The following is a 22726-nucleotide window of genomic DNA, read 5'->3' on the forward strand; positions in this document are numbered from 1 at the left end:
CTTTGCTTAGTATGATTGCAAATATGCAATCCGCTGTAAGATAATAGGAGGTGTAAAGATGAAAGGAATAATAGGTAAAAAGGTAGGGATGACTCAAATATTTGGAGAGCATGGAGTTGTTATTCCAGTGACAGTAGTTGAGGCAGGACCTATGACTGTGTATCAAAAGAAAACAGAGGAAGTAGATGGATATACAGCTATACAAGTTGGATTTGCTGACATCAAAGAGAAAAAGGTTAACAAACCATTAAAAGGACACTTTGATAAAGTAAGCAAAGAGTATAAAAAATATTTAAGAGAATTCAGAGTAAATAACATAGATGACTACGAAGTTGGTCAAGTTTTAAAAGCTGATATATTTGCTGCTGGAGACAAAATCGATGTTGTTGGAACTTCAAAAGGTAAAGGAACTCAAGGTCCAATAAAGAGACATAATCAATCAAGAGGACCAGAAACTCACGGTTCTAAATACCATAGAGCGCCAGGTTCACTAGGAGCATCTGCGCATCCAGCTAGAGTATTTAAAGGAATGAAAAATGCAGGCCGCATGGGTCATGAGAGAGTTACAGTTCAGAACCTAGAAGTTGTTAAAGTAGATGTAGAAAACAATCTATTAATGATTAAAGGAGCTGTACCAGGACCTAAAGGTGGATTAGTAGTAGTGAAAGAAACTGTTAAAGGTACAAAATAAGCTTCGTAGAAAGGAGGATTTAGAATGCCAAAAGTAGCTTTATATAATATTTCAGGCCAACAAATTGGTGATATTGAATTAAGTGATAACGTGTTTGGTATCGAAGTAAACCAACATGTTCTATATGAAGCTGTCAAAAACCAGCTTGCGAACAAGAGACAAGGAACACAGTCAGCTAAGACTAGAGCCGAAGTGCGTGGTGGAGGAAGAAAGCCATGGAGACAAAAAGGAACTGGTAGAGCTCGTGCTGGTAGTATAAGACAGCCTAACTGGGTAGGAGGAGGAGTAGTATTTGCTCCAAAGCCAAGAGACTATTCTTATAGCATACCAAAAAAGGTTAAGAGATTGGCAATGAAGTCTGCTTTAAGTTCGAAAGTTCTAGATAATGAAATAGTAGTATTAGAAGAATTGAAGATGGAGCAGCCAAAGACAAAAGATATGGTAAATATCTTAAAGAATTTTGATGTAAAGAAAAAAGCACTTATAGTAATGGATGAGAAAGATGAAAATGTAATCAAATCAGTAAACAATATTCCTGGTGTTGAATCTACACTAGTTAATACATTAAATGTTTATGACATATTAAAGTATGATATGTTTATTATTACTAAAGATGCTGCAAAAAAAGTTGAGGAGGTGTATGCATAATGAGAAGCCCTTATGACATTATAAGAAAGCCTATAATATCTGAACAAAGTATGGATGCAATGGCAGATAGAAAGTACACCTTTGCTGTAGACAAGAATGCAAATAAATCAGAAATAAAAAAAGCAATAGAGAGAATTTTTGACGTTAAAGTTGAAAAAGTAAATACTATGAATATGAAAGGTAAACTTAAGAGAATGGGTAGAAATATCGGAAAAAGACCTGATTGGAAAAAGGCCATTGTTAAGTTAACTGATGATAGTAAAACTATTGAGTTCTTTGAAGGAATGTAGTAATTATATTCACTCAAGTTAAGAGAAGGAGGGAAAACTGTGGGTATTAAAAAGTTCAAGCCTACTTCGCCAGCTATTAGACATATGACTGTTTCTACTTTTGAAGAAATAACTAAAACAGAGCCAGAAAAGTCATTGCTTACCACACTAAAGAAACACGCTGGAAGAAATGCACGTGGTAAGATTACAGTTCGTCATAAAGGCGGCGGAGCTAAGAGAAAATATAGAATCATAGACTTTAAGAGAAATAAAGATGATATCCCTGGTAAAGTTGCTGCGATTGAGTATGATCCAAATAGATCAGCAAATATAGCACTTATAAATTATGCAGATGGTGAGAAGAGATATATATTAGCACCTAACGGATTAAAAGTTGGTACTGTTATAATGTCTGGGCCAAATGCAGATATAAAAGTAGGTAATGCATTACCACTTAAGAACATACCAGTAGGTATCATGATCCACAATATAGAAATGAAAGCTGGTAAAGGTGGTCAGTTAGTAAGATCAGCTGGTAACCAAGCACAGCTTATGGCTAAAGAAGGTGATTACGCTCAAGTAAGACTTCCATCTGGAGAAGTTAGATTAGTAAGAATAGAGTGTAGAGCAACAATAGGTCAAGTAGGAAATACAGATCATGAAAATATCACAATAGGTAAAGCTGGAAGAAAGAGACACATGGGAATTAGACCTACTGTAAGAGGTAGTGTTATGAACCCTAACGACCATCCACATGGTGGAGGAGAAGGTAGATCACCAATAGGTAGACCAAGTCCTGTAACTCCGTGGGGTAAACCAGCATTAGGATACAAAACTCGTAAGAAGAACAAAAAATCTAATAAATTTATTGTTAAGAGTAGAAAGAAAAAATAACTTTTCGTAATCTAATTAATAGCAAATAAGGTTCGAAAGGAGGAGCTTTGAATGGGTAGATCAGTAAAGAAAGGTCCATTTTGTGACGATCATTTACTAAAAAAGGTAGAGAAACTTAACGAGGCAAATGAAAAGAAAGTTATCAAGACATGGTCACGTAGATCAACAATTTTTCCACAAATGATAGGCCACACATTAGCTGTTCATGATGGAAGAAAACACGTACCTGTTTATGTAACAGAAGACATGGTAGGTCATAAGTTAGGTGAATTTGCACCAACTAGAACTTATAGAGGCCATGCAGGAAAAAATGAAAAATCAAGTTCTGTAAGATAGATATTTTATAAGAATAGTCAATAAGGAGGGATATGAGTGGAAGCTAAAGCTATTGCAAAACATGTCCGTATTTCACCTAGAAAAGTGCAATTAGCTGCTGATTTAGTAAGAGGCAAAAGCGTTATGGAAGCTGTTGCTATACTAAAGTACATGCCAACTAAAGGCGCCGAGGTACTAGGTAAAGTAGTCAAATCAGCACTTGCAAATGCAGAGAACAACTTTGATTTAGATAGAGATAATCTTTATGTTGCACAGGCATATGCAAACCAAGGACCAACCCTAAAAAGATATAGACCAAGAGCACAAGGTAGAGCTTTTCATATCAGAAAGAGAACTAGTCACGTTGGTGTTGTGCTTAAAGAACGAGAGTAGGAAAAGGAGGGGAAAAGATGGGTCAAAAAGTTAACCCGCATGGTTTAAGAGTCGGAGTTATTAAAGACTGGGATTCAAGATGGTACGCAAAGAAAAAAGACTTTGCTGACTTCTTAGTAGAAGACCATAAAATAAGAACTTATGTTAAAAAGAAATTGTTCTTATCGGGAATATCAAAAACTGAAATAGAAAGATCTGCAAAGAGAATTAAGTTAAACATATATACAGCTAAACCAGGAATGGTTATAGGTAAAGGCGGATCAGGAGTAGAACAATTAAGAAAAGATATAGAAAAAATGACTGGCAAAAAAGTTTCTTTAAATGTTGAAGAAATCAAAAGACCAGAGACAGATGCTCAATTAGTAGCTGAGAATATAGCTTCTCAATTAGAGAGAAGAGTATCTTTTAGAAGAGCTATGAAGCAATCAATCCAAAGATCAATGAGAGCTGGAGCAAAAGGTATTAAGACAGCAGTATCAGGAAGACTTGGTGGAGCAGATATGGCTAGAACTGAAGGATACAGCGAAGGAAATATACCTTTACAAACATTAAGAGCAGATATAGGATATGGATTTGCTGAAGCAGATACAACTTATGGAAAACTTGGTGTAAAAGTATGGATATATAAAGGTGAAGTTTTACCTACAAAAGGTAACGCACAACCTAGAAAAAATGATAAAAAGTAACGAACCTGCAGGAAGGAGGAATATCTATGTTAATGCCTAAAAGAACAAAACATCGTAAAGTTCATAGAGGAAGAATGACAGGTAAGGCAACTCGTGGTAACAAAGTTACTTATGGAGAGTATGGTATACAGGCATTAGAGCCTGCTTGGATAACATCTAATCAAATAGAGGCTGCCAGAAGAGCTATGACAAGGCATGTAAAAAGAGGAGGAAAGATATGGATTAAAGTCTTTCCAGATAAGCCAGTAACTAGAAAACCTGCCGAGACTCGTATGGGTAAAGGTAAGGGTTCACCAGAATATTGGGTAGCAGTAGTAAAGCCAGGAAGAGTATTATTTGAAATTGCTGGTATAGAAGAAGGTTTAGCTAGAGAAGCAATGAGGCTTGCTATAAATAAGTTACCAATAAAATGTAAGGTAATTGCAAGAGAAGACCTAACTGAAAAGGGTGGTGAAGCTAATGAGAGCTAGTGAATTAAGAGAGATGACTACTCAAGAGTTAGATTTAAAATTAAACGAATTCAAGACAGAACTTTTTAATTTAAGATTTCAACTAGCTACAGGACAGCTTGATAATCCAATGAGAATAAAAGCTGTAAGAAAAGATATAGCGAGATTAAAAACAGTTGTTAGAGAGCGCGAATTGAATTTAAGTAACAAATAGGATGTTATAGCTTCAGAAAGGAGGGCTATCTGAGAATGGAAGATAGAGGTAATAGAAAAGTAAGAATAGGCCGTGTAGTAAGCGACAAGATGGATAAGACTGTAGTTGTTGCTGTAGAAACTTTTGTTGCTCACCCTTTATATGGAAAACAAGTTAAGAGGACTACAAAATTCAAAGCTCATGATGAAAATAATGTTTGTGGAATAGGCGATAAAGTTAAAATAATGGAAACAAGACCATTGAGTAAGCAAAAGAGATGGCGTTTGGTTGAAATTGTTGAGAAAGCAAAATAATTAACACAGTTATTCGAAGGGAGGGTAACACATGATTCAAGCAGAAACTCGTCTTAAGGTAGCTGATAATTCAGGCGCTAAAGAGTTATTATGTATAAAAGTACTTGGTGGCTCAAGAAGAAAGTATGCTACCGTTGGTGATATAATTGTTTGTAGCGTTAAAAATGCAACGCCAGGAGGTGTTGTTAAAAAGGGAGAAGTAGTTAAGGCAGTTATAGTGAGAACTGTAAATCCTATCAAAAGAAATGACGGAAGTTATATTAATTTTGATGAAAATGCTGCAGTAATCATAAAAGAAGACAAAACACCAGTTGGAACGCGTATATTTGGTCCTGTATGTAGAGAACTAAGACAACGCAGTTTCATGAAAATAATATCATTGGCACCTGAAGTGTTATAGAAGGAGGTGTAATAATGCACATTAAGAAAGGCGATACAGTTGTAAAGATAACAGGTAAAGATGCTGGAAAAGTTGGTAAAGTACTAGAAGCTATGCCAAAACAAAACAGAGTTATTGTTGAAGGAGTAAATATGCTAACGAAGCATAAAAAAGCTTCCCAAAAGGTACAACAAGGTGGAATAATTCATCAAGAAGGACCAGTAGATGCATCAAATGTTATGTATTATTGCAATAAAGATAAAAAAGGCGTAAGAATTAAGCATAAGATACTGGAAAATGGTCAAAAAGTTAGAATTTGTGCTAAATGTGGTGAAGTTCTAGACTAGGCTACTGTCGGAAAGGAGGTAAGTGCAAGTGGCATCAAGACTTAAAGATAGATATAAAAGTGAATTAGTTCCAGCAATGATGGACAAATTCAAATATGAAAATGTAATGCAAGTACCAAAGGTTGAGAAGATAATCGTAAATATGGGACTTGGAGAGGCGAAAGATAATCCTAAGATATTAGAAGCAGCAGTTGGCGAAATGAGTACTATAACTGGACAAAAGCCTGTTATAACAAAGGCTAAGAAATCTGTTTCTAACTTTAAAATAAGAACTGGTATGCCAATAGGTTGTAAGACAACTCTAAGAGGAGAAAAAATGTATGACTTCTTAGATAAATTAATATCAATTGCATTACCGAGGGTTAGAGACTTCAGAGGTATTTCTTCAACAGCGTTCGATGGAAGAGGAAACTATGCCTTAGGAGTAAAAGAGCAACTAATATTCCCAGAAATTGAGTACGATAAAATAGACAAGATTAAGGGAATGGATATAATCATAGTAACTACGGCTAATACAGACGAAGAAGCTAGAGAATTATTGAAACTTATGGGAATGCCCTTTAAAAAGTAGAAGGAGGTATACTTGTGGCTAAAAAATCAATGAAGGTTAAGCAACAAAGAAAACCTAAATTTAGTACAAGAAGCTATTCAAGATGTAGAATATGCGGAAGACCACATGCTTATCTGAGAAAATTTGGCATTTGCCGTATTTGCTTTAGGGAACTAGCATATAAGGGTGAGATACCAGGAGTAAGAAAAGCAAGTTGGTAATATTTAGGTAAATGGAAGGAGGTAGCTCTGATGGTTATGACTGATCCAATTGCTGATATGTTAACTAGAATAAGAAATGCTAATAGTGCTAGACATCAAAATGTTGATGTTCCTGCTTCTAACATTAAGAAAAGTATTGTTAACATATTACTAGAAGAAGGATATATAAAAGGCTGTGACTTCATAGAAGATGACAAGCAAGGAATAATTAGAATAAAGCTAAAGTACACTAGCGAGAAAGAAAAAGTAATATCTGGAATTAAGAGAATATCAAAGCCTGGTTTAAGGGTATATGCTAAGAGAAACGAAATACCTAAGGTATTAGGCGGACTTGGGATAGCAATATTGTCTACATCAAAAGGAATTATGACAGATAAAAACGCTAGAAAGAACAATGCTGGTGGAGAAGTAATCTGCTACGTATGGTAATAGATTTATGTTATACTAGGAAACAGGAGGTGCAATCATGTCAAGAATAGGCTTAAAGCCAATAGATATACCTGCTGGAGTTGAAATAAAATTAGATGAAAAAAACTATATGATAGTTAAAGGACCAAAAGGACAATTAGAACAAAAACTTGATAGAGACATGAAAATAGAAATAGAAGACAATGTTATAAATGTTGTTAGACCAAGCGAAAATAAAAAGCACAAGTCTCTACATGGATTAACTAGAACTCTTATTGCTAACATGGTAGAAGGAGTTACAAAAGGCTATGAAAAGACTCTTGAAATCGTAGGTGTTGGATACAGAGCGTCTAAGCAAGGTAAGAAATTGGTTCTTAACTTAGGTTTTTCACATCCAGTTGAAATGGAAGATCCACAAGGTATTGAAGTTGAAGTGCCATCTAACACTAAAATAGTTGTTAAAGGTATAGATAAGCAGAGAGTAGGAAACTATGCTGCTGTTATAAGAGATTGGAGAAAACCTGAGCCTTATAAAGGAAAAGGAATTAGATACGAAGGTGAATATGTAAGACGTAAGGAAGGAAAGACTGCTAAGTAGAAAGGAGTGAAAGAGGATGCTTAAGAAGGTTAATAAAAACGAGAGAAGAAAAAAAAGGCATTTAAGAAGCAATGTATCAGGAACTCCTGAGAGACCTAGACTTAACGTATTTAGAAGCTTAAAAAATATCTATGCACAAGTTATAGATGACGTTAACGGCAAGACTATAGTTTCCGCTTCTACTTTGGACAAAGAAGTTGCAGAGGCTGTAAAGGCTACAGGAAATAAAGAAGCTGCAAAACTTGTTGGTAAATTAGTTGGAGAAAGAGCAAAGAAAAATGGAATAGAAGCTGTAGTATTTGACAGAGGCGGATATTTATATCATGGAAGAGTTAAGGAACTTGCAGAAGGTGCAAGAGAAGCAGGACTTCGATTCTAAAAAGGAGGGAAACAAATGCGCCGTGAATTAATAGATGCAAGCCAATTAGACTTGAAAGAGCAGGTTGTTAATATAAATCGTGTTACTAAAGTTGTAAAAGGTGGTAGAAACTTTAGATTTAGTGCATTGGTAGTTGTTGGCGATAAAGAAGGGCATATAGGAGTTGGAATGGCGAAAGCTATAGAGATTCCAGATGCTATCAGAAAAGCTATCCAAGATGCTAAAAAACACGTTATAAAGGTACCTATTGTAGGAACTACAATTCCACATCAAATAATTGGAAACTTTGGTTCAGGTAGTGTATTATTAAAACCAGCTCCAGAAGGTACAGGAGTTATTGCTGGAGGTCCAGTACGTGCTATACTTGAGCTTGCAGGAGTTAAAGATATCAGAACAAAATCATTAGGATCTAACAATCCTAGAAACATGTTAAATGCTGTTATGAATGGTTTATCAGAACTTAAGACAGTAGAAGAAGTTGCAAAAATTAGAGGAAAATCTGTAGAAGAGATTTTGAGTTAGGGGGGAAATACCTTGGCTACTATTAAAATAAAATTAGTAAGAAGCAAGATAGGAAGAATAGAAAAGCAAAAGAGAACTATCGAAGCATTGGGACTAAAGAAAATAGGTCAGATAGTTGAGCATCAAGACAATGCACAAATAAGAGGAATGATCAACAAAGTAAGTCACATGGTTGAAATAGTTAAGTAAAATCGATAAAGATAAAGGAGGTGCAGCTGATATGAAACTACATCAACTTAAACCTAATCCAGGAACTACAAAAAATCGTAAAAGATTAGGTAGAGGTACCGCAACTGGTCAAGGTAAAACAGCTGGTAGAGGGCAAGATGGTCAAAAATCAAGATCAGGTGGCGGAGTTAGACCTGGATTTGAAGGTGGTCAAATGCCTTTAGCAAGAAGACTTCCGAAAAAAGGATTTAAAAACATTTTTGCTAAAAAATATGTTATTGTTAACGTAGAAGATTTAAATAGATACGAAGATAATACAGAAGTAACTCCAGAGTTATTACTTGAAAGCGGTGTGCTAAGAAAACTTGAAGATGGAGTAAAAATATTAGGAAATGGCGAGTTAAATAAAAAATTAACAGTAAAAGCCCAAAAGTTTAGTAAGAGTGCACTAGAAAAAATAGAAGCTACTGGGGGAAAGGTAGAGGTGATCTAATATATGCTATCGACTCTAAGAAATGCGTGGAAAATACCAGATTTAAGAAAAAGAATGCTATTTACACTAGCGATGCTATTTATCTTTAGATTAGGGGCTAATATCCCTGCTCCATTCATTGATAAAGAATTTATCAAAAACCTGTTTAATTCCGGAGACGGCGGAGTGTTAGAGTTATTTAACTTAATGTCAGGTGGAGCATTCAAAAAGTTTACGATATTTGCATTAGGAGTTTATCCATATATTACATCATCAATTATTTTCCAACTTCTAACAATAGCTATTCCTAGTTTAGAGAGATTGGCTAAAGAAGGAGAAGCAGGAAGAAAGAAGATTGCACAGTATACTAGATATGGAACAATTGTATTTGCAGTAATCCAAGCACTTGGTTATACACTAGGATTATTTAGAGGTGCACTTACAAACAACACATTCCTAGGTAAATTTACTGTAATATTAGCATTAACAGCAGGAACTGCATTCTTAATGTGGTTAGGTGAACAAATAACAGATAAAGGTATAGGTAACGGTATATCTCTAATAATCTTTGCAGGTATAGTTACTAAAATACCATCAGATATATATACAGTAGGTAGTCTTTACCTTGGAGGAACAATCAGCTTAATAGCAGCTATATTATTCGTAATATTAATGGTTGCAATCATTACAGGAGTTGTTGCTATCCAAGAAGGACAACGAAGGATACCAGTACAGTATGCAAAAAGAGTAGTTGGAAGAAAAATGTATGGTGGACAGAGTACTCATATACCACTAAAGGTATTAATGGCAGGAGTTATTCCTGTAATATTCTCTAGTTCAATATTACAGTTCTTACCAACATTAACAATGTTCTGGCCAAATTCAGGATTCGCGAATGTCGTTAAAGAATACTTTACGATACAAGGTAGCGTTGGAGTTTGGGTATATTGTACATTGAATTTCTTATTAATTCTTGGGTTTACTTATTTCTACACTATGATACAGTTTAACCCGATAGAATATTCAAATAACCTTAAACAGTATGGAGGATTTATTCCAGGGATAAGACCAGGAAAGCCAACATCAGAGTTTTTAAGTAAAGTGTTAAACAGAATAACATTTATAGGTGCTATTGCACTTGCTTTAATAGCAACTATACCACTACTAATAAACACTAAGTCAGGTATAACTATCAGCTTTAGTGGTACATCACTACTAATCGTAGTAGGTGTTGCACTAGAAACTGTTAAGCAAATTGAAGCACAGATGCAAATGAGACACTATAAAGGATTTTTAAAATAGAAGTTTGAAAACTCCATAGGGAGATGATAGTTTTGAGGTTAATATTACTTGGACCGCCTGGAGCTGGGAAAGGAACCCAAGCTTCAGGGATTGTAAAAAAATATAATATTCCACATATCTCAACCGGAGATATATTCAGAAAGAATATAAAAGAAGGTACAGAGCTTGGAACAAAAGCTAAAGAGTTCATAGATAAAGGACTATTAGTACCAGATGAGATAGTGGTAGCAATCGTTAAAGATAGATTAACAGAGGACGATTGCAAAAAAGGATTTCTACTTGATGGATTTCCAAGGACTGTTGCTCAAGCAGATGCATTAGACATCGAACTAAAGAAATTGAGTTACAATCTTGATAAAGTTATAAATATCGAAGTTTCTAAGGATGAATTAGTAAAAAGAGCAGTTGGAAGACGCATATGTAAAGAGTGCGGAGCAACTTATCACGTTTTATTCAATCCGCCTAAAAAAGAAGGTATTTGTGACATATGCGGTGGTGAGTTATATCAAAGAGCAGATGATAACGAGCAAACTGTATCTAAGAGAATAGAGGAATATCAAAACAAGACACAACCATTGATAAACTACTATGAAAAACAAGATAAGATTGTAAATATTGATGGTAAACAAGATATAGACAAAGTATATAGTGATATAGTAAATGCCCTAGGGGGCGAATAAATATGATAATTTTAAAGAGCGATAGAGAAATAGATAAGCTTAGAAAAGCAGCAGCCATAGTAGCAGAGACTCATGAACATCTCAAAAGCTTTATAAAACCTGGAGTTACAACGAAAAAATTAGATGAAGTTGCAGAGAAGTTTATTAGAAAGTTTGGAGCTAAGCCGGCGTTTAAAGGTTACAACGGTTTTCCAGCAACAATATGCGCTTCAGTAAATAATGAAGTAGTTCATGGAATACCAGGGTTAAGAAAGCTAAAAGATGGCGATATTATAAGTATAGACATTGGTTCATTAATAGATGGATACTATGGAGATGCAGCAAGAACTCATGTAGTAGGCAATGCTAGCGATGAGGCAGTAAAGCTTATAGAGGTCACAAAGAGAAGTTTTTTTGAGGGAATAAAATATGCTAAAGTCGGTTATAGGTTATCTGATATATCTCACGCAATACAAGAATACGTTGAAGCGAATGGTTTTTCAGTCGTTAGAGATTACGTAGGACATGGAATAGGTCAAGAGTTGCATGAAGATCCTCAGATACCACACTATGGTCCACCAGGAAGAGGACCTAGGTTAAAAAAGGGCATGGTTTTAGCTATAGAGCCTATGGTCAATGCTGGTAGTTTCCATGTGAAAGTACTAGAAGATAACTGGACAGTAATTACAGTAGATGGAAAATTATCTGCTCATTACGAAAATACTATAGTGATAACTGATGGTGAGCCAGAATTACTAACACTATCGCGAGGTGAAATTAGTGGAAACAACTGATGATATATCTATTGGTCAAGTCGTGATATCCAAAAGAGGAAGAGACAGTGGAAGAAACTTTATAGTTCTAAATAAGCTGGATAGTGAATATGTCCTAATTTGTGATGGTGACTTGAGAAAACTTGATAAACCGAAAAAGAAAAAAATTAAGCATCTAAGAGTAACTAACACGGTATTAGAAGAACTTAAGAATAAGATAATTAAGAGTGAAAAAATTAATAATTCGTATATAAGAAAACAATTGGCTACGGTAACTAATATCATATAGCCAGGAACGGAGGTTAGATAACCTAATGTCCAAAAAAGATGTTATTGAGGTTGAAGGTACAGTTGTAGAAGTTTTACCTAATGCTATGTTTAAAGTTAAACTAGAAAACGGACATATAGTATTAGCTCATATATCAGGAAAGCTGAGAATGAATTTTATTAGAATTCTTGCTGGAGATAAAGTTATGTTGGAACTTTCTCCATATGACTTGTCAAGAGGAAGAATAACTTGGCGTAATAAGTAGCAAGGAGGGTTTACAATGAAAGTAAGACCATCTGTTAAAAAAATATGTGAAAAATGCAAAATTATAAGAAGAAAAGGCAGAGTAATGGTTATATGTCAAAATCCTAGACATAAACAAAAACAAGGATAAAAGTAAAAAGATACAATTGACATGCACAGTTTAGGAGGTGTAAAGTTAATGGCCAGAATAGCTGGGATAGACTTGCCAAGAGAAAAAAGAGTCGAGATTGGTTTGACGTATATTTATGGTATTGGAAAGTCAAGATCGCAAGAAATAATCAGTAAGGTTGGTATTAATCCAGATACACGTATAAAGGATTTAACAGAAGAAGAAGTTTCTAAATTAAGAAGCGAAATCGATGAGTACGTTGTTGAGGGAGATCTAAGAAGAGAAATAGCAATGGATATAAAGAGACTTAGAGAGATTGGATGCTACAGAGGATTAAGACATAAAAGAGGTCTACCTGTAAGAGGACAATCAACTAAGAACAACGCTAGAACAAGAAAGGGTCCTAAAAAACTTTCTAGCAAAAAGAAAAAGAAATAGGAATTGAAAAGGAGGGACTTCTAAGTGGCAGCTAAGAAAAGAAGGAATACCCGTGTAAGAAGAAGAGAGCGTAAGAACATTGAAAAAGGTCAAGCGCATATACAATCTACATTTAACAACACACTTATTACCTTAACAGACTTAAGAGGTAATACTATATCATGGGCTAGTGCAGGACAGCTTGGATTCAAAGGTTCCAAGAAATCAACTCCGTTTGCTGCACAAGTAGCTGCTGAGTCAGCTGCTAAAAAAGCAATGGAGCATGGATTAAAAGCTGTTGAAGTATACGTAAAAGGTCCGGGATCTGGTAGAGAAGCAGCAATAAGATCATTACAAGCAACAGGTCTTGAGGTTAGCTTGATTAAAGATGTAACGCCTATTCCTCATAACGGTTGTAGACCGCCAAAACGCAGAAGAGTATAATTAATTATTTCTAGGTGATACTAGAATCAGTCGCCCTCAAGTATAATATAGAAAAAAAGGGAGGGTTATAAATGATAGAAATAGAAAAGCCCAAAATTCAAATGGTTGAAATAAACGAAGATAATACGTATGGAAAAATTATTGTAGAACCTTTAGAGAGAGGTTATGGTACTACACTTGGAAATAGTTTAAGAAGAGTACTATTATCGTCATTACCAGGAGCTGCGGTATCATTAATAAGAATTCAAGGAGTATTACATGAATTCTCGACAGTTCCAGGTGTTGCCGAAGATGTGACTGAATTAATATTAAACATAAAATCTATAGCAGCTAAAATGCACACAGAAGAGAGAACTACTTTAGTAATAGATGAAGTAGGACCATGTGAGGTAAGAGCTGGAGACATTAAAACAGGTCCAGACGTAGAAATAGTTAATAAAGATCTATACATTGCGACTATAGAAGAAGGCGGAAAATTATATATGGAGTTGGAAATGGTCAAAGGAAGAGGCTATATTCCATCAGTTAACAACAAAAAAGAGAACCATACGATAGGAGATATACCAGTTGATTCAATATTTACTCCTGTAAAAAGAGTAAATTTCAAGGTAGAAGATACTAGAGTTGGTCAAGAAGCTAACTTTGATAAGCTTATATTAGAAATCTGGACAGATGGAACAACAAAACCAGACGAAGCTGCTTCATTAGGAGCTAAAATAATAAATGAGCACTTAAATCTATTTATAGATTTAACAAGTCATGTTAGTGACGTCGAAATCATGGTTGAAAAAGAAGAAGATAAGAAAGAAAAAGTTCTAGAAATGACCATAGAAGAACTTGACTTATCAGTAAGATCATATAACTGTTTGAAACGTGCTGGTATAAATACAGTAGAAGAACTTACTCAAAAGACTGAAGAAGATATGATGAAAGTAAGAAACTTGGGTAAGAAATCCTTAGTAGAAGTTCAAAGAAAACTATCAGAACTAAACTTAGGTTTAGCAAAAAAAGAAGATTAGAGCTTTGATATGAGATATATACTCATATAAGACTGAAGGGAGTGATACGAGAATGGCTAAGTTAAGAAAACTTGGGCGCCCTACTGACCATAGAAATGCGATGTTAAGAAACTTAACAACAAGTTTATTGCATCATGGAAAAATAGAGACAACAGTAACTAGAGCAAAAGAAACAAAAAGAATGGCTGAAAAGATGATTACTCTTGGTAAGAGAGGCGATCTTCATGCAAGACGTCAAGCTTTATCATACTTATATGATAAAGACGTTGTTAAGGCTCTTTTTGAAGAAATTGCACCAAAGTATGCTGAAAGAAATGGTGGTTATACTAGAATATTAAAGCTGGGTCCACGTAGAGGAGACGGCTCGGAAATGGTAATTTTAGAATTATTGTAAGCTTACAATAGGGCTATTTCAGAGTGATATTTACTGTTTTTTGAACATACTTATTTATTGAAATGACCCAAAGGGATGTTTACGAGTGGGTACATTTAACTCATTCTAAAACATCCCTAGGGGGTGTCTTATAAGACACCCCTTTTGATATATTGAGAATATTTTTGAAGTGATTCAGCAATATTCTCAATATATTAAAAAAATGAACATAAAATAATATTAATAAGCTTGAATAGAATACTTAAATTTGCTAAAATTAGAAACGGAATAGTATATAAATATATATCACACTTTGACGAGGTGAAACTAAGATGGAAAAAGACATAATGATTAAAATAGATAGTGTTTCATATCAATATAAAAATAATGAGGATGAAGAGGTTTATGCATTGGATAAAGTAAGCCTTCAAGTAGAAAGAGGAGAATTCCTTGCAATACTTGGACATAATGGTTCAGGCAAATCAACGCTTGCAAAGCATATGAATGCAATACTCGAGCCATCAAAAGGTAAAGTTTATGTAAAAAATTTAGATACGAGCAACTACGAAAATGTTTGGAATATAAGGCAAACAGCAGGAATGGTATTTCAAAATCCAGACAATCAAATAGTAGCAACAATAGTTGAAGAGGATGTAGCATTTGGGCCAGAGAACCAAGGTATACAGCCAAAAGAAATAAGAAGAAGAGTAGATGAAGCTTTAGATATAGTAGAGATGTCAGAATACAAAAAGCACGCACCACATATGCTGTCGGGAGGGCAAAAGCAGAGAATAGCAATAGCAGGAGTGCTTGCAATGAATCCAGAGTGTATAATATTTGATGAACCAACAGCTATGCTTGATCCTTCAGGAAGAAAAGAAGTAATGAGTACAATAAACAAACTTAACCAAGAGCAGAAAAAGACAATAGTACTTATCACGCATTATATGGATGAAGCAGTACAAGCGGATAGAGTAATAGTAATGGAAAATGGTAAAACAGTATTAGAAGGAACACCAAGAGAAGTTTTTAGTCAAGTAGAAAAGATAAAAAAACTGGGATTAGATGTGCCACAAGTAACAGAGCTTGCATATAAGCTTAGAAAACAGGGTATCAAGGTTCCAGAAAATGTGTTGACAGTAAAAGAGATGGTGGATAGCATATGTTAAGTATAAAAATAGAAAAATTAACTCATATATATAATCCAGGAAGTCCTTTTGAAAGAAAAGCACTTGATAATGTAAACCTAGAGATAGAAGAAGGAAGGTTCATAGGGCTAATAGGACATACAGGTTCAGGGAAATCTACACTAATACAACACTTAAATGGTTTGCTAAAGCCGAGTGAAGGAAAGATAATAGTAGATGGTGTAGATATAACAGACTCCAAAGTTAAGCTTAAAGAAATAAGAAAAAAAGTAGGCTTAGTGTTTCAATATCCAGAACATCAGCTGTTTGAAGAAACAGTATATAAGGATGTAGCATTTGGACCTAAGAATATGGAGCTATCAGAAGAAGAAATAGATAAAAGAGTAAAAGAAGCTATAGAGCTAGTAGGTTTAGATTATGAAACGGTAAAGGAAAGATCACCATTTGAGCTAAGTGGTGGGCAAAGACGTAGAGTGGCAATAGCAGGAGTTCTAGCTATGAAGCCAAAGGTCTTAATACTTGATGAACCTACAGCAGGACTAGATCCCAAAGGAAGAGATGAAATCTTATCACAAGTGAAAACACTTCATCAGAAACAAGGTATAACTATAATATTAGTATCTCATAGCATGGAAGATGTAGCGATGTTAGCTGATAGATTAATAGTTATGCATAAGGGTAAAATAGCCATGTCAGGAGAACCTAAAGAAGTATTTAAAAACGATGTAGAGCTAGAGAACATCGGACTAGGAGTACCACAGATAACATATTTTATGAGAAAATTAAAAGAGAAAATTAAAGATATAAATGATGATGTGTTAACAGTCGATGAAGCCAAAGAAGAAATTATCAAATATCTAAGGAGTAAAGAAGATGCTTAAAGATATAACAATTGGACAATACTTTCCGGGAGAAACAGTAATACATAAATTAGATCCAAGAGTAAAGATAGCAATTACATTTATATTTTTAATAGCTATCTTTCTAATCAATAAATTTATACCGTATATATTTGTAGTAGCGTTCTTAGGTAGTGCTATAGCACTGTCAAAAGTACCTCCTAAGTTTATATTTAAAGGATTAAAACCATTATTTGTAATTATAATAATCACCTTTTTACTAAATGTATTTATGACAAAAGGAGAAGTTATATTTAAAATATGGTTTTTGAGTGTAACAAAGGAAGGTTTGATACAAGCAACCTTTATGGCACTTAGGTTGATATTCCTTGTAGTAGGAACGTCACTGCTTACGCTCACTACATCTCCTATATCACTTACAGATGGTATAGAAAAGCTACTAAATCCATTAAAAAAAATAGGAGTGCCAGCACATGAATTAGCTATGATGATGACAATAGCACTTAGATTTATACCAACACTATTAGAAGAAACAGATAAAATAATGAAGGCGCAAATGGCAAGAGGGGCAGACTTTGAGAGTGGAAATTTCCTATCGAGGGCAAAGAGCTTAGTACCATTATTAGTACCACTGTTTATAAGCGCATTTAGAAGAGCAGATGAGTTAGCAATGGCAATGGAAGCAAGATGTTATAGAGGTGGAGAGAACAGAACGCGAATGAAACAATTGAGTATGCACACAAGAGACTTTGGTGCACTAGCTCTTACATTTTGTTTAGTTGCAATTATAGTAACAAGCAGATATGTGCTATAATGAAAGGAATTCACTATGAGAAATATAAAACTCACAATAGAATATGATGGTACTAGGTATAATGGTTGGCAGAAGCAACCTGATCACAAGACAGTAGAAGGGGAAGTCATGAAGGCCATATACAAAATAACAAGAGAGAATGTCAAGATATATGGTTCAGGAAGGACAGACAAAGGAGTACATGCATATGGTCAAGTATGTAACTTTTATACAAACAGCAATATACCTACCTATAAGATGAGAATAGCATTTAATAGCCAGTTACCTATGGACATATCTATAAGAGAGGTAGAAGAAAAAGATAGTGAGTTTCATTCAAGATATCATTCAATAGGTAAACAGTATAGATATAGGTTTTACTCAGATAAAGTCAGAAGACCATTATTAGAAAACAGAGCATTTCATGTGTATAAAGATATAGACTATGATAGAATGAAACAGGCTATGAAATACTTTATAGGTACGCATGATTTTACATCATTCAAATCTACAGGAAGCTCAGCAAAAACAACAATAAGGACAGTTCATTCACTGGAAATGGTAGATAGAGAAGAGTTTATGGAAGTTCATATCAGTGGTAATGGTTTTTTATATAACATGGTCAGAATAGTGGTAGGCACGCTTATAGACGTTGCAGCAGGCAAGATAGATCCAGAGCATATACCAGATATAATAAAAGCTAAAGATAGAACAAAAGCGGGCAAGCTCGCTCCTGCATGTGGGCTTTATTTGTATAAGGTGTATTATGATAGTAAAAATTAAGTTACTAAATATTATAGTTTAATGCTTTATGTTATATTGCACGAAGTTATAAATAATAAGCACCTGTAAAGAAGACAGGTGAGGTAAAGTTCAAAAAATAACCACTTATTTAAACAAATAAATGGTTATTTTATTATATTACGAGTAAATTATTTAAGCAACATACACAAATTTCAAATTACCATTCAATCCAAAGCAAAGTACTTACATCGTTTTCTTTGAAATCTTTGTTTGCTGTTATACAACGGCATGGGCAAAATGGAGCACATAATTGTATTGAATTCACGTTTAATATTTTGCTCAATTTTTTCACTTTATTCCCTCCTTTATATTAAAAATCACCAATATATTAACAACTTATATAAATATTAAACATCACCTTTTTTATTATATAATTTTACAATAAATTCAAATTGTATTATTACAATTTTAAACATATATAAATATACTTACTATTTAAATCATGCCTGAACTTTAACTTTGCAGTCATAGAAAAAAATGTAATAAATTCAAAAAACTTTTTTTGAAAAGAGCAATAAAACCGCGCTTTATTTCTTAAACTATTTCTATATATTGATATAATATAAACTAAGATAACGAAAAAAGTAAAATATTGTCGGAAATTATCAAAGCTAAAAAACAGCTTATAACTGGATTATAACGATTTCAGCATATACATGGAAAAATAATAAATTTTGTTTTTGTAGTTTGTATTTTATAATGAAGATAGTAAATGAGGTGAATAGATTTGAGTTACGATGCGCGCAAAGGACAAATAATAACTGAGTTTATTAAATCTAATGGAATAGTTACAGCACAATATTTATCAAAGATAATAGGTGTATCTTCGAGGACTATACGTAATGATATAAAGCTTTTAAACAAAGAGCTAGAATCAAAAGAAATTTGTATAAAATCAAAGCCCAAAATAGGATATATTATTGAGCCTTTTAATGCTTCTACTAGCAAATTTTTAGAAAGACATATAACAGAGGCTAAAAGCATAATGGCAATATTACCAAAAGATAGAGTTCACTATATCCTAAAAAAACTATTAGATAATAACCAAAAATTCATCACATTAGAATCTTTAGCTAATGAACTATTTGTTAGCAAATCGACTATAGATAATGATACAGAAAAAGTAGAAGAGTTATTAAATAATTATAATTTAGAGTTACTGAAAAAAACAAACTATGGAATAAAAGTAATAGGCGATGAATTGCAGATTAGATATATGATATCTAACTATATAAAAGATATAAATAACAATATAGATAGCGTATACATTAAAAATTTAGAAGATATATTCGGGATAGATACTGACAGCATAAAGCAAATAATATTGGATGTTTATAGTAAAGACTCAATGAAATTTTCAGATATAGCATTACAAAACCTTATTATTCATATTGCTGTTGCACTAAAAAGAATTGAAACTAATAGAGAAATAGAAATGGATGAATCAGAATTTATAAATTTAAAAAATAGGAATGAATATGAGATAGCTAAAAAGATTACTAATGAGTTAGAAAAGAGATTTATAGTGAAAATACCAGAAAGTGAAAATGCATATATAACATTACATTTGCTTGGTATAAAATCAATAAAATACGAAGAATTTAGTATGGATAATTATAAAGATGATAAATCAAATGAATTGTCTAAGCTCATTCAAAGTATGATACATGAAATAAATAATGTTTATAAAATTGATTTTACAAAAGATAGAGAATTAGCATATGGGTTGATGCTACATTTAAAACCAACAATTAATAGACTTAAAAATAATATGAGTATTAGAAATCCATTACTAGATGAAATAAAAGAAAAATACCCTTATGCATTTGAAATGGCAATTAGTGCAAGCAAAGTATTACAAGCATACAGCAATAACAGCATAGATGAAAATGAAATAGGATATTTAGCGATGCACCTAGGAGCTGCATTGGAGAGAAAAGCATACAGAGGTGATATAAAGAAAATATCAATAATCTGCGCAACAGGTATGGGTACAGCACAGTTATTAGCTTCTAAGATTAGAAATAGATTTAAGGATGTAATAATATTAGGAATATTTCCTTCCTATAAGAAAAGAGAAGCTGTATTACAAAAGCCTGATTTGGTTATAGCAACTGTACCCGTAGATATTAATGAGATACCAGTAATACAGGTGAGTGCTTTATTTGGCAAAGAAGATATAAGTGTTATAGCAAATGTTTTAGACAATTTTGAACAATACAATGAAAAATGTAGATTGTACGAATTGTTTGACCCTCAGTTATATATAAAAAGTATACAAAGTGATAATAAGTATGATGTTATAACGATGCTTAGTAATATTCTATACAATAAAAAGTACGTTAGTGAGAAATTCACACAATCAACAATAGATAGGGAAAACGTATCATCTACATCTACAGGAAATTTACTAGCAATACCACATGCATTTTCAGGTAATGTCATAACTTCAAAGATAGCAGTTGGAATACTGGATAGGCCAATACAATGGGGCGAAAACATGGTTCAGATAGTAATGTTATTGGCTTTAGAGAAAATGTCGAGCGAGGAATATGAAATTATATTTAATAACTTATATTCTATAGTTGGCGATAAAAAAAGAGTATTAGAACTTATTAATAGCCAGTCGTACCAGGAATTCATAAGACTTTTAAAATGGTAGTTATAACACATCAAATTTGTAATCTATCATATACATTAATACTCAATCAAATAGGAGATGAATTAGAATGAACATAGCAAATTTAACAAATGAGAGATTAATAAAACTAGATATTAAAGCTAAAAATCAAATAGATGCAATTGAGCAAATAGCAAAGTTGCTTAAACAAGAAGATAAAATTGAATGTCATAGTGAATTTGTCAAAAACATTATGATTAGAGAAAAAGAGTCGACAACAGGTTTTGGTAATGGAATAGCAATACCACATTGCAAGATTGATAGTGTAAAACAAGCAAGTATTGCTATAGGTAAACTAAAAAAATCTGTTGAATGGGAAGCTTTAGATGAAAAGCCAGTTGATTTTGTGGTTATGTTAGCTATCCCTAACAATGAAGCTAGCACAACGCATTTGAAAGTATTGTCAACACTTGCTACAAAATTAATGGAGCAGGAATTTGTAGATAATCTATTAAATGCTAGTAGTGAAAAAGAAATAATAGAAGTATTAAAATAACAGATCAAAAAAAGGAGGATAATTATGAGAATAGTAGGTGTAACAGCATGTCCTACAGGAGTAGCACATACTTTCATGGCAAAGAAAGCACTAGAAAATGCAGCAGAAAAATTGGGACATAGCATAAAAATAGAAACACAAGGAGCAACAGGTGTAGAAAATAAGTTAACAAAAGAAGATATAGAATCTGCAGATGTTGTTATATTAGCAATAGGTATAGATATACCAAATAAAGATAGATTTAAGGGAGCAAGAGTTGTTGAGATACCAGTAGCAACAGCAATGAAAAGCCCAGAGACATTAATTAAAAAAATTGAAGAAAAACTATAGGAGGGGTATTAATGAAAAAAATACAAAAACCTTTAATGACCGGAGTTTCATATATGTTACCACTTATTGTTTTTGCAGGTATAACAATAGCAGTTACAAATATGATAGGTCAAAGTGTTTCAAAGGATATAGCATGGGTAAACTTAATGAATGGATTTGCTTGGAAGATGATGGGTTTAATACCTGCTATAATGGCAGCATTTATAGCATACGCTATATCGGATAAATTAGCGATAGCACCTGGATTTTTGGGAGGTTATCTTGCTTCTATGCCAGTTGTAGAAGGTACAAAGGCAAGTGGTTTCTTGGGTGCAGCAGTAGCAGGTTTTTTAGCAGGTTACTTGGTATTTTACTTGAAAAAAATGAAATTTCCATCTGTACTAGATGCAATAAAAGCAACATTAGTTATACCAGTAGTAGCAGGCGCAGTGACATATTTCGTGATGGCATATCCAGTAGCATACACAGTAGGTTGGCTTAACAATGCAATTATTTCAAATTTAATACTTTTATCAAAAATGCCACAGTATGCCTTTTTACTAGGAGCAATATTGAGTGCTATGTGTGCGTTTGATATGGGTGGACCTTTGAACAAAATTGCAATAACGTTCGTATTTGCGGTATGGAATGATCCAAGTGGTATCGGATTTGTAGTAAATGCAGCATTATTTCCAGGGATAATGGTTCCAGCATTAGCAGTTGGAATATCTGCATTAATAGCTAAGAAAAAGTTTATCAAAATGGAAAAAGATATGGCTATAAGTACTATACTTTCTGGCTTAGTTGGTATTACAGAAGCAACATTGCCATATGCATTTAGAGATCCAAGAGTAATACCATTCAATGTAATAGGATCAGCTGTAGGTGGTGCTATAATGATGGGAGCAGGCGTTGCTACAGCAGGGGTGTCTGGAGTGTTTGGATTACCTATGGCAAATAACCATATGATATTTATATTAGCTGTATTAGCAGGAGTAGGAGTATCTGTAGCATTGCAAGTGTTATTTAAAAAAGATGTTGACGAAAATGCGTTAGCACAAGGAACAGATGAAGAAGACATAGATATTGATATAGCAACTTGGTAATCGGAG

General features: G+C 33.6%; 39 protein-coding genes. 38 read left to right on the top strand and 1 reads right to left on the bottom strand.

Annotation, left to right across the window (positions count from 1 at the left end; translation table 11 throughout):
• The first annotated feature begins 58 nt into the window (after nucleotides 1–58).
• The 34 genes from rplC to truA all read left to right on the top strand — a co-directional run bounded on the left by rplC (nucleotide 59) and on the right by truA (nucleotide 18108).
• Nucleotides 59–691, top strand: coding sequence for a 50S ribosomal protein L3 (gene rplC / locus P3X86_RS12805; protein ID WP_483293091.1), 633 nt, complete (start codon nucleotides 59–61; stop codon nucleotides 689–691).
• A gap of 24 nt (nucleotides 692–715) precedes the next feature.
• The gene (gene rplD, locus P3X86_RS12810) at nucleotides 716–1339 is read left to right on the top strand and encodes a 50S ribosomal protein L4 (protein WP_483293092.1); all 624 of its coding nucleotides are present in this window, start codon (nucleotides 716–718) and stop codon (nucleotides 1337–1339) included.
• Nucleotides 1339–1629 (top strand): 50S ribosomal protein L23, encoded by a 291-nt coding sequence (gene rplW / locus P3X86_RS12815; protein ID WP_483293093.1) that lies wholly within the window; start codon nucleotides 1339–1341, stop codon nucleotides 1627–1629. The genes rplD and rplW overlap by 1 nt, the downstream gene beginning before the upstream one ends.
• 39 nt (nucleotides 1630–1668) lie before the next feature.
• Nucleotides 1669–2502, top strand: coding sequence for a 50S ribosomal protein L2 (gene rplB / locus P3X86_RS12820; RefSeq protein WP_483293094.1), 834 nt, complete (start codon nucleotides 1669–1671; stop codon nucleotides 2500–2502).
• A 51-nt stretch (nucleotides 2503–2553) separates the two neighbouring features.
• Nucleotides 2554–2838 (top strand): 30S ribosomal protein S19, encoded by a 285-nt coding sequence (gene rpsS, locus P3X86_RS12825; protein ID WP_483293095.1) that lies wholly within the window; start codon nucleotides 2554–2556, stop codon nucleotides 2836–2838.
• 36 nt (nucleotides 2839–2874) lie between these two features.
• Complete coding sequence (gene rplV / locus P3X86_RS12830; protein ID WP_483293096.1) at nucleotides 2875–3210, top strand: 50S ribosomal protein L22; 336 nt, start codon at nucleotides 2875–2877, stop codon at nucleotides 3208–3210.
• A gap of 17 nt (nucleotides 3211–3227) precedes the next feature.
• Complete coding sequence (gene rpsC, locus P3X86_RS12835; protein WP_483293097.1) at nucleotides 3228–3896, top strand: 30S ribosomal protein S3; 669 nt, start codon at nucleotides 3228–3230, stop codon at nucleotides 3894–3896.
• Nucleotides 3897–3922: 26 nt separating this feature from the next.
• On the top strand, nucleotides 3923–4366 hold the full coding sequence (gene rplP, locus P3X86_RS12840; protein ID WP_483293098.1) for a 50S ribosomal protein L16: 444 nt from the start codon (nucleotides 3923–3925) through the stop codon (nucleotides 4364–4366).
• Nucleotides 4356–4559 (top strand): 50S ribosomal protein L29, encoded by a 204-nt coding sequence (rpmC, locus tag P3X86_RS12845; protein WP_483293099.1) that lies wholly within the window; start codon nucleotides 4356–4358, stop codon nucleotides 4557–4559. Before rplP ends, rpmC begins: the two co-directional genes overlap by 11 nt.
• A gap of 35 nt (nucleotides 4560–4594) precedes the next feature.
• Nucleotides 4595–4852 (top strand): 30S ribosomal protein S17, encoded by a 258-nt coding sequence (gene rpsQ, locus P3X86_RS12850; protein WP_483293100.1) that lies wholly within the window; start codon nucleotides 4595–4597, stop codon nucleotides 4850–4852.
• Between the two features lie 31 nt (nucleotides 4853–4883).
• Complete coding sequence (gene rplN / locus P3X86_RS12855; protein WP_483293101.1) at nucleotides 4884–5252, top strand: 50S ribosomal protein L14; 369 nt, start codon at nucleotides 4884–4886, stop codon at nucleotides 5250–5252.
• Nucleotides 5253–5266: 14 nt separating this feature from the next.
• Entirely contained in the window at nucleotides 5267–5578 is a 312-nt protein-coding gene (gene rplX, locus P3X86_RS12860; RefSeq protein WP_483293102.1) for a 50S ribosomal protein L24, read from the top strand.
• 28 nt (nucleotides 5579–5606) lie between these two features.
• Nucleotides 5607–6149 carry a 50S ribosomal protein L5 gene (rplE, locus tag P3X86_RS12865; RefSeq protein ID WP_483293103.1) on the top strand — a complete coding sequence of 181 codons (543 nt, stop codon included), beginning with the start codon at nucleotides 5607–5609 and terminating at the stop codon, nucleotides 6147–6149.
• A gap of 14 nt (nucleotides 6150–6163) precedes the next feature.
• On the top strand, nucleotides 6164–6349 hold the full coding sequence (locus P3X86_RS12870) for a type Z 30S ribosomal protein S14 (protein ID WP_483293104.1): 186 nt from the start codon (nucleotides 6164–6166) through the stop codon (nucleotides 6347–6349).
• Nucleotides 6350–6379: 30 nt separating this feature from the next.
• Complete coding sequence (rpsH, locus tag P3X86_RS12875; RefSeq protein ID WP_483293105.1) at nucleotides 6380–6778, top strand: 30S ribosomal protein S8; 399 nt, start codon at nucleotides 6380–6382, stop codon at nucleotides 6776–6778.
• 37 nt (nucleotides 6779–6815) lie between these two features.
• Nucleotides 6816–7355 carry a 50S ribosomal protein L6 gene (gene rplF, locus P3X86_RS12880; RefSeq protein WP_483293106.1) on the top strand — a complete coding sequence of 180 codons (540 nt, stop codon included), beginning with the start codon at nucleotides 6816–6818 and terminating at the stop codon, nucleotides 7353–7355.
• Nucleotides 7356–7371: 16 nt separating this feature from the next.
• Nucleotides 7372–7734 carry a 50S ribosomal protein L18 gene (gene rplR, locus P3X86_RS12885; protein WP_483293107.1) on the top strand — a complete coding sequence of 121 codons (363 nt, stop codon included), beginning with the start codon at nucleotides 7372–7374 and terminating at the stop codon, nucleotides 7732–7734.
• A gap of 15 nt (nucleotides 7735–7749) precedes the next feature.
• Nucleotides 7750–8256, top strand: coding sequence for a 30S ribosomal protein S5 (gene rpsE / locus P3X86_RS12890; protein WP_483293108.1), 507 nt, complete (start codon nucleotides 7750–7752; stop codon nucleotides 8254–8256).
• A 12-nt stretch (nucleotides 8257–8268) separates the two neighbouring features.
• The gene (gene rpmD, locus P3X86_RS12895) at nucleotides 8269–8445 is read left to right on the top strand and encodes a 50S ribosomal protein L30 (protein WP_483293109.1); all 177 of its coding nucleotides are present in this window, start codon (nucleotides 8269–8271) and stop codon (nucleotides 8443–8445) included.
• 31 nt (nucleotides 8446–8476) lie between these two features.
• On the top strand, nucleotides 8477–8917 hold the full coding sequence (gene rplO, locus P3X86_RS12900; protein WP_483293110.1) for a 50S ribosomal protein L15: 441 nt from the start codon (nucleotides 8477–8479) through the stop codon (nucleotides 8915–8917).
• A gap of 3 nt (nucleotides 8918–8920) precedes the next feature.
• Nucleotides 8921–10198 carry a preprotein translocase subunit SecY gene (gene secY, locus P3X86_RS12905; protein WP_483293111.1) on the top strand — a complete coding sequence of 426 codons (1278 nt, stop codon included), beginning with the start codon at nucleotides 8921–8923 and terminating at the stop codon, nucleotides 10196–10198.
• A 32-nt stretch (nucleotides 10199–10230) separates the two neighbouring features.
• Entirely contained in the window at nucleotides 10231–10878 is a 648-nt protein-coding gene (locus P3X86_RS12910; RefSeq protein WP_483293112.1) for an adenylate kinase, read from the top strand.
• A 2-nt stretch (nucleotides 10879–10880) separates the two neighbouring features.
• Nucleotides 10881–11651: a type I methionyl aminopeptidase gene (gene map / locus P3X86_RS12915; protein WP_483293113.1), complete on the top strand. Its 771-nt coding sequence runs from the start codon at nucleotides 10881–10883 to the stop codon at nucleotides 11649–11651.
• Nucleotides 11638–11919 carry an RNA-binding protein gene (locus tag P3X86_RS12920; protein WP_483293114.1) on the top strand — a complete coding sequence of 94 codons (282 nt, stop codon included), beginning with the start codon at nucleotides 11638–11640 and terminating at the stop codon, nucleotides 11917–11919. Before map ends, P3X86_RS12920 begins: the two co-directional genes overlap by 14 nt.
• Nucleotides 11920–11944: 25 nt before the next feature.
• Nucleotides 11945–12163, top strand: a complete 219-nt coding sequence (infA, locus tag P3X86_RS12925) for a translation initiation factor IF-1 (RefSeq protein WP_483293115.1) — start codon at nucleotides 11945–11947, stop codon at nucleotides 12161–12163.
• A gap of 15 nt (nucleotides 12164–12178) precedes the next feature.
• Nucleotides 12179–12292, top strand: a complete 114-nt coding sequence (gene rpmJ / locus P3X86_RS12930; protein WP_066502387.1) for a 50S ribosomal protein L36 — start codon at nucleotides 12179–12181, stop codon at nucleotides 12290–12292.
• Nucleotides 12293–12340: 48 nt separating this feature from the next.
• Nucleotides 12341–12709 carry a 30S ribosomal protein S13 gene (gene rpsM, locus P3X86_RS12935; protein WP_483293116.1) on the top strand — a complete coding sequence of 123 codons (369 nt, stop codon included), beginning with the start codon at nucleotides 12341–12343 and terminating at the stop codon, nucleotides 12707–12709.
• A gap of 24 nt (nucleotides 12710–12733) precedes the next feature.
• On the top strand, nucleotides 12734–13132 hold the full coding sequence (gene rpsK, locus P3X86_RS12940; protein ID WP_483293117.1) for a 30S ribosomal protein S11: 399 nt from the start codon (nucleotides 12734–12736) through the stop codon (nucleotides 13130–13132).
• Between the two features lie 71 nt (nucleotides 13133–13203).
• Complete coding sequence (locus P3X86_RS12945) at nucleotides 13204–14151, top strand: DNA-directed RNA polymerase subunit alpha (protein WP_483293118.1); 948 nt, start codon at nucleotides 13204–13206, stop codon at nucleotides 14149–14151.
• 52 nt (nucleotides 14152–14203) lie between these two features.
• Nucleotides 14204–14545, top strand: a complete 342-nt coding sequence (gene rplQ / locus P3X86_RS12950) for a 50S ribosomal protein L17 (protein ID WP_483293119.1) — start codon at nucleotides 14204–14206, stop codon at nucleotides 14543–14545.
• A gap of 311 nt (nucleotides 14546–14856) precedes the next feature.
• Nucleotides 14857–15693, top strand: a complete 837-nt coding sequence (locus P3X86_RS12955; RefSeq protein WP_483293120.1) for an energy-coupling factor transporter ATPase — start codon at nucleotides 14857–14859, stop codon at nucleotides 15691–15693.
• Nucleotides 15687–16553, top strand: coding sequence for an energy-coupling factor transporter ATPase (locus P3X86_RS12960; protein ID WP_483293121.1), 867 nt, complete (start codon nucleotides 15687–15689; stop codon nucleotides 16551–16553). The genes P3X86_RS12955 and P3X86_RS12960 overlap by 7 nt, the downstream gene beginning before the upstream one ends.
• Complete coding sequence (locus P3X86_RS12965; RefSeq protein WP_483293122.1) at nucleotides 16546–17346, top strand: energy-coupling factor transporter transmembrane component T family protein; 801 nt, start codon at nucleotides 16546–16548, stop codon at nucleotides 17344–17346. The genes P3X86_RS12960 and P3X86_RS12965 overlap by 8 nt, the downstream gene beginning before the upstream one ends.
• Before the next feature lie 15 nt (nucleotides 17347–17361).
• The gene (gene truA, locus P3X86_RS12970; protein ID WP_483293123.1) at nucleotides 17362–18108 is read left to right on the top strand and encodes a tRNA pseudouridine(38-40) synthase TruA; all 747 of its coding nucleotides are present in this window, start codon (nucleotides 17362–17364) and stop codon (nucleotides 18106–18108) included.
• Between the two features lie 178 nt (nucleotides 18109–18286).
• Here truA and P3X86_RS12975 read toward each other — a convergent pair whose 3' ends face one another.
• Entirely contained in the window at nucleotides 18287–18421 is a 135-nt protein-coding gene (locus P3X86_RS12975) for a hypothetical protein (RefSeq protein ID WP_483293124.1), read from the bottom strand.
• Between the two features lie 435 nt (nucleotides 18422–18856).
• Here P3X86_RS12975 and P3X86_RS12980 point away from each other — a divergent pair, with 435 nt between their 5' ends.
• The 4 genes from P3X86_RS12980 to P3X86_RS12995 all read left to right on the top strand — a co-directional run bounded on the left by P3X86_RS12980 (nucleotide 18857) and on the right by P3X86_RS12995 (nucleotide 22720).
• Nucleotides 18857–20791 carry a BglG family transcription antiterminator gene (locus P3X86_RS12980; protein WP_483293125.1) on the top strand — a complete coding sequence of 645 codons (1935 nt, stop codon included), beginning with the start codon at nucleotides 18857–18859 and terminating at the stop codon, nucleotides 20789–20791.
• A 67-nt stretch (nucleotides 20792–20858) separates the two neighbouring features.
• Entirely contained in the window at nucleotides 20859–21305 is a 447-nt protein-coding gene (locus P3X86_RS12985) for a PTS sugar transporter subunit IIA (protein WP_483293126.1), read from the top strand.
• A 24-nt stretch (nucleotides 21306–21329) separates the two neighbouring features.
• Nucleotides 21330–21635 carry a PTS fructose transporter subunit IIB gene (locus tag P3X86_RS12990; RefSeq protein ID WP_483293127.1) on the top strand — a complete coding sequence of 102 codons (306 nt, stop codon included), beginning with the start codon at nucleotides 21330–21332 and terminating at the stop codon, nucleotides 21633–21635.
• Nucleotides 21636–21646: 11 nt separating this feature from the next.
• Entirely contained in the window at nucleotides 21647–22720 is a 1074-nt protein-coding gene (locus P3X86_RS12995) for a PTS fructose transporter subunit IIC (RefSeq protein ID WP_483293128.1), read from the top strand.
• Nucleotides 22721–22726: the final 6 nt, after the last annotated feature.

It is taken from the genome of Abyssisolibacter sp. ZYX002, from assembly GCF_056892235.1.